Source organism: Alitiscatomonas sp., assembly GCF_037242085.1.
GTDB classification, from domain to species: Bacteria; Bacillota; Clostridia; order Lachnospirales; family Lachnospiraceae; genus Alitiscatomonas; species Alitiscatomonas aceti.
The window spans coordinates 1-12,252 of sequence record NZ_JAXXBR010000093.1 but is presented as its reverse complement, the minus strand read 5'-3'; the positions used below and the strand labels follow the sequence as shown (position 1 = coordinate 12,252).

Sequence of the window (12,252 nt, the reverse complement as noted above, 5' to 3'; positions counted from 1 at the left end):
GAACCATGCAGGGGTGAGATTCCCATGAGCTTTAGCGAAAGCTGTTCGGTTTGCTAAGGATGATTCTTTCATAATGAACAAGCATTTTTGCATAGTCTGTAAACATAGTAAAGACTGTGAGGTGGAATTATGCCAAAAGAAGCAGAAATTTCCTGCAAAAATGTATTTAAGTGTGAAGATAAGTCGGCATTAAAAAAAGAGTTCAATCAAAAATGGATAGAACTTATCAATCAATTAGAAAAATCCAAAGGGCAGGTATTACCTGTAAAATGATAGACAAACATTTCCCAACACGGTATAATAAGTGTAGGTGGAATGTTTGTTTTATCTTCTCTTTAAGGGAGATAAAATATGATGAACACAAAGTCAAAAGTTGCTATTTATTGCCGCTTATCAGAAGAAGATAGAAACAAACAACATGAAACTGATGATAGTAACAGTATTCAAAATCAAAAATCCATGCTGATTCAATATGTATTGGAACAAGGCTGGGAAGTCTACAATATATACAGTGATGATGATTATACTGGTTCAGATAGACGAAGACCAGAATTTAACAAACTGTTAAATGACGCTGAACACCGAAAATTTGATATTATCCTCTGTAAAACACAATCCAGATTTACCAGAGAGTTAGAGTTGGTAGAAAAATACATACACGGATTGTTTCCTATCTGGGGGATTCGTTTTATCAGTATTGTAGATAATGCAGATACCGCTAATAAAGGAAACAAAAAATCAAGACAAATCAATGGTCTGGTTAATGAGTGGTATTTAGAGGATATGTCAGAAAACATCCGCAGCGTATTGGCTGACCGCCGGAAGAATGGATTTCATATTGGTGCATTTGCTCTTTATGGTTATAAAAAAGACCCTGAGCAAAAGGGACACCTGATTATTGACGAAGAAGCTGCTGCTGTTGTCAGAGAAGTTTTTACTTTATTTTCACAGGGATATGGCAAAACAGCGATTGCCCGTATGCTGAATGACCGTGGGATTCCAAACCCTACGGAATATAAACGGCTTCATGGTTTACGCTATAAGCAGCCTACCAGAAAAAATAGTACCTTATGGAAATATTTTGCTATTTCCGATATGCTGACAAATGAAATTTATATCGGAAATATGGTTCAAGGAAAATATGGCAGTGTTTCGTATAAGACAAAACAAAATAAGCCTAGACCTAAAGAGGAATGGTACAGAGTAGAGGGAACACACGAACCGATTATTGACCGTGAACTTTGGGATAGAGTACAATCTATGGTAGCTGAAAAAGCAAAACCATTTACAGTAGGAACCATAGGGCTGTTTGCCAGAAAAGCTCGCTGCATGAACTGTGGCTATACCATGCGTTCTAATAAACAGACAGATGGAAGACATTATTTACAATGTTCAAATCGCCATGTTGCAAAGGACGCTTGCATAGGCTCATTTATTTCTGTGAAGAAGTTGGAGCAGGCAGTTATTTCTGAACTGAACAAGTTATCACAAGAATATCTTGATAAAGATGAATTGGAACAGAACGTGGAATTTCACTCCAACGTAAAGGAGAAAAAAACTGCTTTAGAAACACAACTTGCTACTTATCAAAAAAAGATTGAAGAAGACGCAAAGGTAATCAGAGAACTTTATCTTGATAAAGTAAAAGGGATTCTTTCCGAAAATGATTTCCTGAATTTGTCAAAAGACTTCACAAATGACAGAGAACGGCTTGAAAAGCTGGTGATTGAAACGCAAAAACAGCTTGATGTAATTGAGAGAAAAATCCAGACAGGCGATAATCGCCGCCAGCTTATTGAGCAATACACAAATCTTGAACATTTAGACAGAGAAACCGTTGAAACTCTAATTGATTATATATTAGTAGGAAAACGGATTCCAGGGACAAGAAATGTCCCGATTGAAATACATTGGAATTTCTAAGTTCTGTAAAATCTGGTGTCTGGCACACCAGATTATATAGAACTTCTACTTAACACTTCTATGTTGCACTTATGTAGTTGCACCATCTGCTGCCAGATCCTCAAACAGATCTGTGATGGGATCGCCCTTGGACTGGAACTCACAGGCATTGAAGGGGATCCCGCCCGCCGCCTGGGGCCAGATCCCGGCCGTATGGTCGATATAATAGGGAGCAAAGCCCTGGGCCTCCAGCTCCTCTGCCGAAAGGTTTCTCGTGAGCTGGTGAACAATGGCTGCGATCATTTCCAGATGGGCCAGCTCCTCGGTGCCTATATCCGTAAGCACTGCCTTCTGCTCCCCATAGGGCATGGAATACCGTTGGGAAAGATAGCGCATGGACGCTCCCATCTCACCGTCTGGGCCGCCATACTGGCTAATGATCAGCTTTGCCAGCCCCGCGTTGGGCTCCTTGATATTTACCGGGTACTGAAGCCGTTTTTCATACCTCCACATATTAACATCCTCCTTCCCAGGGCCATTTTTCCGTCACCCAGGTCCAGGTATTCCCTATAACGTCATCCACCAGCAGGGGGCCGAACCGGCTCTGGTATGCGTCCATGGCCGCTTTCCTGGCGCCGACAGCGCTCTGGTAATACTGCATGGCCTGGGCGCAGTCCGGATGGGTGTCCAGGAACAGGACCGCCTCATCCACAGCAAAGCTGGCCTCGTTGATCTGCTTCATCAGCGCCTGCCGGGACGGATCCATTCCCGGACACATCCCGCAGCCCTGGCCCGTACCGGGACGGATCCCGCAGGCAGTTCCTGCCGGCGGATACATACCAGGAAATCCGCAGCCGCCTCCGCCGGGGGCCGGGGGCGGACAGACCGGACGGCAGCAGGTCTGGACCTGGGGTCTGGCCTGGGCGGAAGCCTGGACCTGGATCTGGCCCTGGCAGCTCTTCTTACAGCATTGTCCCGTTACGCCGGGATCTTTTCCGCTGGCTCCACAATTCATCTCTGCCATTTTCTGCACCCTCCCATCATAAACGGATAATCTAAAGACGGGAAAATCGTTCCCTGCATAAAACCGTGGCTTATGGGATAGGGCGTTTCCCAGTTCTGCATGGGAACATAGCCCATGCCCACCGGAAAACGGTCCCAGACGCCCGGCATATTTCCATCCACATGGACCGGTCCAGGTCCCGGAACAGGCATCATCCCGGGAATACGGGCGGTCCCGTCAGGATTCTGATTACAATTCATAAGCTCCTTCTCCTTTCATTTTCTAGTAATAAGGTATGCATATTCTCCCGTTCCGGTACATAGAAGGCCTGTTTCCTTTTTCCAGGCCAGAGGACAGGTCCCGGTGCCTTTCTTCCCTTCGGCCCATGGCGGTCCCTGCGGAGCGCCTTTGCCACAGTTTCCTACAAGAAAGAAGCCCGATTGCGGGCTTCTCCGCCTGCGGCGGGCCGCTTCTGCGGCATAATTCCCTTCCGCCGCATGGCGATCCCCGCGGAGCGTTTTTTATGTCATGGGACGTACTTTCCTATGACATAAAAAACCGGCGTCCATGGATGCAGTTTCCATGGACGCCGGCTGTCTGCCAAAGCTGTCTTCTGTTTCTCCTGACGTTTCCTATTCCATCCAGGCTCCGTCGGCTCCTGTCATGAAGCCGTCGGGAGTCTTCCGGTTCTGGTACATGGCCCCGTAGGGAAGCTGTCCCTCCGTGCTCTGCACCGTTTGTCCGGTGACCGGATCCGTTGCCGGCACAGGCACAGGCTCCGCCGGATTTAAGTAATACCATTTCTCACCGATGCTCTGCCAGCCCACAGCCATGCGGCCGTCTGCCGTTCCCAGGTAGTACCAGATGCCGGAAAGCTGGATCCAGCCCTTTTTCATGGCGCCGTTCTCCCTAAGATAATACCAGCTTCCTGTTTCTTTCTGGTAATGCCAGCCCCGGTCCATAAGGCCGTCTGCTCCCATATGGTACCATTCGCCGCCCTTAAAGATCCAGCAGTCCATAGCCATCGCGCCGCCAGAAAACCGGAACTGCCAGTCCTCTCCTGTCTGGATCCACTGGCCTGCGGTCTCTCTGGCAGATACCTGGGGACAGATAAAGCCTGTGCTCTTCACAGGGCGGTAGCTGCCGCCGGAGCCGTTTCCGGATCCATTCCCGGAACCGCCGTTATTTCCCTGGCCATTGCCGGTATTTCCGTCAGTGCCGTCTCCATCGCCGCTGGTGCCGTCATCCCCGGAACCATCTCCGTCTCCGGGATCTCCGCCGTTTCCATCTTCCCCTCCAGAACCATCTCCATTTCCAGAGTTATCTCCGTCTCCGGAGCCGCCGTTCTCTCCCTGGTCTTCTCCGGGGTCAGTGGCTTTCAGCAGAAACTCGGTTTCCCTTCCTCCGTCCGTTTCAAAGACCAGCTCCTCTCCGGCTGCTGCGGCGATCCGTTCCACCCGGAGGGTGATGTCCTCCGTGGAGGCCGTCTGGAGCACGCCCAGCTCCAGCTTTTTCCCGCCGTTAAACAGGCCGTCTCCCGTTCCGTTTCCAGCCAGGAAAATGCTGAACCGGCCAGTATCCTCTAAAAAGATCCCATCCCGGATCTTCACATCCGGATCCTTCTGGATACTGGCTTCAAAGGTAAACTCTGCCCGGGTGATATCTTCCGGTTCCGGGGTCTCCAGGGCCAGATCCACCTGGACAGCCCCAATATCCTCCATGTATTTCCCGAATTCCCGGTCTCCGGAAAAATCCAGGGAGATCCTTACCTGGTTCTCCTTCTTTCCAGACTCCATCTGAATATATCCGCCTCCGGCAGCCAGGGCAGCGATCCCCGTCCCCGCGGCTATAAATGCCGCGGCCATAAGGCTTCCTATGATCCTTCGTCTCACTTAATTCTTCTCTCCTTCTCTGGTCCGGCCCCCAAGGCCGTCTCTTTTCCTCAGCCGTTCATTCCCGGCCGCCGGGCCGGAGCCGGGATCCAGCTCCAGCTCCGGCAGCTGTTCCGGAACCGTTATGGTCAGACTGGAGCTGACGGTCCTCTGGCCCTCCAAAGTCTCCGCATCGTCCACCCGGTAAAGCTCTGCCCGGACATGCTCTGGAAGACTGGTCCCCTCCGGCAGGTAATAGATCCAGATGCCGTCGCTGACCTCTCCCAGGAGGCCGTTTTCCGGAACCTTTGCCAGGATCAGGGATTCTGCCTGGATGTTTCCATCCGCATCCGTTCCTCCCACGATCTGACCCTTTTCGTCCCATAAAAGCACCACGTTATAGGCCGGGTTTCCCTTATAAGTTCCTGTAAACACGATGCTGCCCTCCGGGATCACTCCGTCTGCCCCGCCGTTGATGGCAAAGTCCTTCATGAGCCTGCCCATACCGGCTGCATCCATTTCCACATTGTCTCCTGTCTGGCCCAGCAGGGAAAGATCCGATATGGAAAGCTCCCGGCCTCCCTGGCCGTCTGCCGTCAGCTTCACAAAGGCCGCGTCGTACGTATAAAGAACGGTGCCGTCATGGAAGTACACGGTCTGGCTGCCGTCTTCCAGGGTAAATGTATCTGCGCTCACCGGGACCCTCTCCCAGGAGCTTCCGTCCTGGCTGACACTGACGCTGAATTTTCCTATGGGAGTTCCCTCGGCCGCCGTGTAAACGAGCCCGGTCACCAGCTCCGGCTGGTTTAATTCCAGGACGATCTCCGGCGTCTGGCCGGCCTTTACAGAGCCTGTAAAGGTGGTAACAGCGCCCTCAGTCTCCAGATCCACCATCTTTTCCAGCCCTGGCTGCACATAGGTATCCGGATGATCCTCTCCCGGCTCCTCCAGCTCACTGTTGGTCAGGTTGGTGCTGACGGTCCATAAGGTCCGGTCGATGTCGCCCCTGTGGCTCACCTTGACCTCCTTTGTCCTTCCTGGCTCCGTTTTTTCCAGCCATTTGTCGTATCCGGTGATCTCATACGTATAGACCCGGTTGTTGGCTGTGGCGGCCACATCCGTAAATACAGCCTCTCCATCATGTGCGTATGCGTAGCCCACAGACTGCTTTTTCTCCGTTCCGCCGTCCCTTTCGCAGCGGACGATCTCGTAGATCCATACGTTTGTGTCCCCGGAGATCTCCAGGTTCACCTGGTTTTCTCCATTCACATACTGGATGGTTCCCTGGGGAACGCTTCCCTTGGCGGAAGACTCCGTTTTCTGGGAGGTGTTCCGGTTTTCCATCTGCCATACCCGGTTCTCATCGTTGGCGAACCAGATGCCCCGCTCCTCCTTCTCAAACTGGGAGGCATAGCGCACAGTGTCTGCGTCCGGCTCCATGCCCCAGTGGCGGAAGAAGTCCAGAAGGTCCTTCCGGGCCGCAGCCGCCGCCAGCCGCATCAGCACATTGTCCTTATCGGTCCCGGAAAGCTTCAGCTTATTTCCTTCCGCTCCCGGTGCCGAGGATGGCTTACGCACATAGGAATCCATTCTGGCAAAGATCAGATTTTCCAGCTGCTCTTTGCTGGTATCAAAGGTCTTGAAATTATAGCCTCCCATATCGTAGGCCAGATGGAGCTGCCAGTACATGGCCAGCTGCACCGCCCCGTCAGACGCCTTTCCCCTGGCTCCCGAGGTGGTCTTTTTAAATACGTCCTCGTACTTGAACCGCAGGGAATCATTGGTATCCCTGGCCTGGGCCAGCAGCGGATAGTAGTTATTGGTCACCTCTGCCACCGCGTAGGCCCCTTCGTTGATCTCGTGGCCGATCTCATGGGAAAGCCCCCAGCCGAACAGGCTGCCGGACTGATACCTTCCCTCTGCGTCCGCAATCACGGGCTTTCCGTTTACCATTTCTTTAAACTGGGGCCACTCGATGCCGATGTGGAGGCCTCCGGCGTACATGAAGGCACCGGCAAACATCCTCTGGTAGCGGATATTCAGACGGCCGGCCGGTACCCGGTTGTGGGGCTCGGCATCAGATGCCGTGCTTAAGCCCTTATGGGCGTAAAACAGCTCCACCATCTGATCCATGGCTGTCATGGACTGCTCCAGGGCTGCGGCCTTTTCCGCTGCCGTATTCCCGGACAGTCCCTCCAGGATCTGGTCCGAGGGGCCGGAGATCATGGTATACCGGCTCACGATGTCCGTGGCTCCGTAGATACAGTTCTTTTCATCATAAGAATAGTCCTGATGATCCCTGTTATGGAGAGCCTCCATATCCTGGACCATGGCCTCCAGCCCGTTCACATAGGCCTCCGCCAGCTTCAGACGCTCCGCCGGATCCTTTGTATCCGAAAGGTCCAGCACCGGGATCTTCGTTCCTCCGCTGACACGGACACCGTACTGCTCCCGGCCTGCCTCTCCGGTGTAGACCACATAAAGCTGTCCGCCCCGCTCCAGGTCCATATGGTCCAGGGCCTCCAGCGTAAAATCATTAGCTCCGGCTTTTAAATTCCCCAATGTCCTGGTCCAGGCAGCAGAGCTTCCATGGTACTGGGTCTGAACGAGCTGAAGCCTGGTGCCGTCCCCGGTCTTATGGGCGGGGCTTCCCACATAGACGGTAACCGTCTCCCCGGCCCTTGCGGTCACGCCCAGGGGCTGGTACGTATTGAGACCGCCCTTAAAGGTGATGTGGCTGTCGGAGTTTCCTGTATCCTTGCTGTCCACCGCCAGGATCTCCGCCTGGAGCGCGCCGTCCTTTAAGATCCGCGCTGCGTTGGCCAGCTCCGTTTCCAGGATCTCCTTCCTGGGGTGCAGCTCCCCGCTGACCGGATCCGGCTGGTCCAGCCGGTCCTTAAGGCTCTGGATCCGTTTTCCCATGGTCTCCCGGTCCACGTCCGGCCGCAGGCTCACATGGTAGGGATCCCCGTAAAGGTCCATGATCTCGTCCTCCAGCGGGTTGTAGTAATAAAACTTAAGCTCTGCCATGGAGATCCGGCGGTCACTGGCGCTTAAAGTCAGCTGCACAGCCTCGGCCTCAATGGGCCTGTCCGCCCGGAATTCGTAGTAGGCCTTATTGTTGCTGGTCTTTTTCTCCAGGACGCCGGAAACAGAATTCTTTGTGCTGTCCTGGATGTCGTTCCGGTCTGTCCAGTAATAAAGCACTGCCTTATTATAGGAAAACGTCTGTTCTCCGTCTGGGATCACCACCATTGTGTCCATTTCATAGGACCTGTCAAAGGACACAATGGGAGCTTTTTTCAAATCATAATAGGTCGCACCCGAATCCCAGTCGATACGGGCCCAGGAGGTTTCATAGTTTCCATCTACAATATCATACTCACCTTTGGAGACATCATACCCATAGCGCACCGACTCGATATGGGCGGTCACCGGCTCTCCCGGCACCTCCACATTGATCCGCTTGTAATCCGGCGTCACCGGCGGATCCAGGGCCGCCGTCACTCCCGTATAGTGGACCGATTCCGGTCCCTCTCCCAGCGGGTTCACGCCGGTCAGATAAACGTCATACTTTGTCTTATCCTCCAGCCCCTTAAGCTCATACCGGTTCTCCCGGATATCCGGGATCTTCGTGTACGCTCCCTGGGAGTCGCCGTACTTCCTGTAATACAGGTTATAGCTGTCTGTATCCATCATATCCTTCCAGCTGATGGAAAGCCCCTTATACCGGGATGTCACCGTGATATTTTCCGGTGCAGGCGGAAGGCTGGCCGCCCTGGGCTGTCCCACAGCCTCTGCCGCCGGGCTCTTCCAGGCCCCGTTCACCGAACGGATCTGGATCTCATAGGAATTTCCATTGGCCAGCGCCCCGTCTCCCAGGCCTTCTGCCCGGAATTCCGGCTTATCCGTCTGGAAGGTCTGTGTCACCTCGTTTTTCTTACTGTTGACTCCATGGACCGTCACCTCGTAGCCCGTCACATTGGGCTGTCTCCGCCAGGTCACGGTAAAGGACGCGTCCCCGTTCTCCACCTGCACCCGCTCCGGCGCTGTCATTTCCGGCTCCGGGATCCGTTCCTTCATGTCCCCCAGGAACTCCACCTTTGCAATATCCACCAGGGCAGTGTTCCCCAGGGTCCGGCTGACCTTAATGGTCACCTTCTTCACGGCTGTCTGGCCCTTCAGATCGATGACGATGGGGCCTCCCTGGCTTACGGTCTCCTCTTTTCCTGTGAAAAATTCCAGAAGCGCCCTTCCCAGGCTCCGTTCCTTTACTTTTCCGTTTTCGATCTCAAAGACCTTTTCTTTTCCCTTTTCTGTCTCCACAGAAACAGTTCCGTCCACAATGGTGTTGCCAGAGCCGTCCACCGGGTCGATGACGAACCCGGCCATGGTCTTTCCGGAGCCAAACTCCGCAGAAATGGTCACCGGATTCTCCCCGGAAATGGCCTCCTCACTTTCCAGGGTAAGGCTGGCCGCACCGGAAAACAGCTGCTCCACCGTTCCCTGGGAGATCTCCGCGTTGCTGGCGGACGCCGTATGGATCTCTTCCTCTGTGATCCGCATGGTCCGGATCTCCCGGGCAGTCCTTACATCTTCCTTATAATACTTTGCAAAACATGCTACGTCCGCCAGATCCACCTGACTGTCGCCGTTCAGATCGGCCCGGTCATAAAACAGATCGTCATGGACCTGGCCGGAGGCTGCCAGCTTCAGAAGCTCCTCCTTATCGTCCTCATCCACAGCTCCGCTGCCGTCGATATCGCCCATGGCCAGAACGCCGATGCGGCTTCCGGCTCCGCTCTCCCCGTATCCGTGGTTTTCCGGCGCATCGTTCATTAAACGGATGGAGACCATGTCCCCCTGGATCCGGATTCCCTTCTGCTCATAGGCCACATAGGAGGCCGTATCGTTTTCCGGCTCCATCCTGAGATCATACGTCCCATCGGGAAGCTCCGTCAGCTCACAGCTCCCCTCTGTGTATGTATTCCCGTCTCCGGCCGGCAGGGTAAGGCTTCCAAAGGCCGGTTCGGCTATGGAGGCATCCTCTTCCTCCGACGGATACAGCTCCACATTCCAGGTGGTCTCCGGAGCCTTTACGACGCCCTGGACCTCCACCCTAAGGATCCCGTTCCTCTCCTCCAGAAGTCCGGCTAAGGCTTCTTCCCCGGCCGCCGCATCCGACATGGTGGCGGTCATCCGGGTCCTCTGGTTTTTCTGCGGCATTCCCATGGCTCCCGTCCGTCCCAGTGGGCTCTGCACAGCCATAAGGACCGCAAGAAGAGCCGCTGCCGACCGCATTCCCGTTCTCTTTTTCACAGTTCTTTTCACTCTTTCCTCCTATGGATCAGATTTATTGCCTGCGGAGTATCCATTTCCCAGGGGATCTTCGGTCCCCATGGCACAAGAAAGAATCCTGCTCTTGCAGGATTCTCCGCCTGCGGCGGGTCGCATTTGCGACGAAATTCCATACCGCCGCAGTGCGATTCTGCACGAAGTGCTTTTTTATTTGATAGGAATTTCCTATCAAATAAAAAATCCGGTCAGAATCAGATTTCTGGCCGGATCCTATTTCCCCGTCTCATGACGCCCAGTATAACACATCAGACGTTTTTTGAAAAGAAAATTTTTTCATTTATTCTGTTTTTTTCATTTTATCCGCAAAATACTTCATAATGTCTTTTCTGGTGACGATCCCGATAAAAGATTTCTTATCGTCCAGGACCGGAACGAAGTTCTGCTTCATGGCCTTGTCTAAAAGGTCCTCCATATTGCTGTCAATGCTCACCGGCGTATTGTCAGAACGGCGGGGAACATTGGTGATCAGGATCCTTCTTGCTTCCTGAAGGTTCAGATCCAGCTGGTTTTTTATGTACCACAGAAGATCCCCCTCGGTGATGGTCCCCACATAGGTTCCCTGCCTGCTGATGATCGGCACCGCCGAATATTTATGGTACTCCATCTTCTCCAGAACCTGCCGGAGGCTTTCATCATCGTGGATGTAAGCCACCTCACTCTTCGGTGTCAGAAAAAACAATATATTCATTTCATCTCTCTCCTTTAGTCTATATCCGCCCGAAAGCGCCCGTTCCCTGTGCCCTAATATCCCAGGTCCTCGTTGATGAAGACCAGCTCCACGGTCATTCCGTTACAGGGACGCTCCAGGATCACTGTGGCGCTGCAGATCCGGGCCGGACTATTACAGTCGTAACAGCGCAGCTCCCCGGACGCGGTACAGGGCGTCTTGACCCCAAGGCGTCTGGCATTTTTCGTACAGGCCGTATTTTTAGCCCGGGCAATGGCGCTGTGAAGGTCCGGGGCGATCTTATTCCTTCCTATCACATAGAAGACCCGTTCCGGACCAAACAGGCTGGCCGCCGCCCGGTTTCCCGTACCGTCGATATTCACCAGCTCCCCGGTTTCCGAAACGCCGTTGGCGCTTAAAATATATACGGTGGAATCCATGGCCGCTCTTCTGGCCTCTGCCGCAGTCATCTCGTCCTTCCAGTGCCAGACCACCTGGTTGTTTTCCTTCAGAACCTCGTACAGCCCCATTTCCTGACAGGTCATGGAACCGCCGAAGCCCACCCGCTCCCCGCGGATCTTATCCTTCAGATAGGAAGCCGCCTCCTCCTTCGTTTCAAAATACGAGGTGAGAAACCGGTGGTCCTCAAAGCTTTTCTTCAGTTTCCCGTAATCCATATGCTCCTCCTTCATCTGGTTTCTTTCCGTTCTGTAAAGTTATGTACAGTTTACCATATTTCTCTCATATTTTCACGAAAACTCTGTGAACTTTTTATTAAATTCATATTAACGTCAAAAAACAGACCGCCGGGTATTTTCCAGGCGGTCCATTTTTCCAGATCCTTATAGCTTCTTCCCTGTCCCCTACTCCAAATAATCCAGAGCGTCCACAGGCTCGTCCCCGGAAAGCAGCTCAAAGTACAGGCTGGCCCCTTCCAGGGAATAATATTTGGTGGGCTCGGCCACATAGCCCAGCACATCGCCCCGGCTGACGTACTCGTTCTCCACCACCGGGATCTCCTTTAACTGGCCGCAGACGGCCTGGTAGCCGTTGCCCAGATCCAGCCGCACATAACTGCCGATCTCCTCATTGACGCCTACCTCCAGGATCCTGGCGTCGGCCGGGGCAGAAACAGGCGTGCTCACCTCGCTCTGGATCACGTTGGCCGGATTGCATTTATACTGCTCCAGGGTCGGGAACCAGGTGGTGGTGTCCATGCTGTATCCCAGGATCACATTTCCCTGTACCGGCCACAAAAGCCTGTCGCTTTCCGTAAAATCCAGGACCAGGGAATCCCCGGCCGCTGCTCCGGCCTCGTCTGCCGGCGGATCCTCCAGGGCCGCGGCTTCTGTCTCTGCCGCTCCCAGGGTATTTTCGGTCACATGGGAACCGGCTCACTTTCCCCTAAGGCTGTTGTAATGGAACAGGATGTTTTGTCTGCAATAAACAGA

Annotated in this window: 9 protein-coding genes and 1 pseudogene; 2 read left to right on the top strand and 8 right to left on the bottom strand. The window is 53.3% G+C overall.

Going from position 1 to position 12,252, the window contains the following annotated elements; all coding sequences use genetic code 11:
* The first annotated feature begins 129 nt into the window (after positions 1-129).
* Both WIH05_RS09805 and WIH05_RS09800 read left to right on the top strand, forming a co-directional pair.
* Positions 130-273 (top strand): hypothetical protein, encoded by a 144-nt coding sequence (locus tag WIH05_RS09805; protein WP_005427045.1) that lies wholly within the window; start codon positions 130-132, stop codon positions 271-273.
* Positions 274-351: 78 nt separating this feature from the next.
* The gene (locus WIH05_RS09800; RefSeq protein ID WP_074133947.1) at positions 352-1,923 is read left to right on the top strand and encodes a recombinase family protein; all 1,572 of its coding nucleotides are present in this window, start codon (positions 352-354) and stop codon (positions 1,921-1,923) included.
* 84 nt (positions 1,924-2,007) lie between these two features.
* Here the strand turns inward: WIH05_RS09800 and WIH05_RS09795 are convergent.
* The 8 genes and pseudogenes from WIH05_RS09795 to WIH05_RS09760 all read right to left on the bottom strand — a co-directional run.
* Positions 2,008-2,415 (bottom strand): annotated as a pseudogene (locus WIH05_RS09795) (manganese catalase family protein); the annotation flags it as partial.
* A 1-nt stretch (position 2,416) separates the two neighbouring features.
* The gene (locus WIH05_RS09790; RefSeq protein WP_022272455.1) at positions 2,417-2,926 is read right to left on the bottom strand and encodes a spore coat protein CotJB; all 510 of its coding nucleotides are present in this window, start codon (positions 2,924-2,926) and stop codon (positions 2,417-2,419) included.
* Positions 2,914-3,165 carry a spore coat associated protein CotJA gene (locus WIH05_RS09785; protein ID WP_022272456.1) on the bottom strand — a complete coding sequence of 84 codons (252 nt, stop codon included), beginning with the start codon at positions 3,163-3,165 and terminating at the stop codon, positions 2,914-2,916. Before WIH05_RS09785 ends, WIH05_RS09790 begins: the two co-directional genes overlap by 13 nt.
* A 372-nt stretch (positions 3,166-3,537) precedes the next feature.
* On the bottom strand, positions 3,538-4,797 hold the full coding sequence (locus WIH05_RS09780; protein ID WP_337425317.1) for a hypothetical protein: 1,260 nt from the start codon (positions 4,795-4,797) through the stop codon (positions 3,538-3,540).
* On the bottom strand, positions 4,798-10,107 hold the full coding sequence (locus tag WIH05_RS09775) for a fibronectin type III domain-containing protein (protein ID WP_337425316.1): 5,310 nt from the start codon (positions 10,105-10,107) through the stop codon (positions 4,798-4,800).
* 304 nt (positions 10,108-10,411) lie between these two features.
* A complete protein-coding gene (locus WIH05_RS09770; protein ID WP_022272461.1) occupies positions 10,412-10,822 on the bottom strand; it encodes a CBS domain-containing protein in 411 nt (136 codons plus the stop codon).
* Positions 10,823-10,875: 53 nt separating this feature from the next.
* On the bottom strand, positions 10,876-11,478 hold the full coding sequence (locus WIH05_RS09765) for a lactate utilization protein (protein WP_022272462.1): 603 nt from the start codon (positions 11,476-11,478) through the stop codon (positions 10,876-10,878).
* A gap of 186 nt (positions 11,479-11,664) precedes the next feature.
* Positions 11,665-12,183, bottom strand: a complete 519-nt coding sequence (locus WIH05_RS09760) for a M23 family metallopeptidase (protein ID WP_022272463.1) — start codon at positions 12,181-12,183, stop codon at positions 11,665-11,667.
* Between the last annotated feature and the right edge of the window lie 69 nt (positions 12,184-12,252).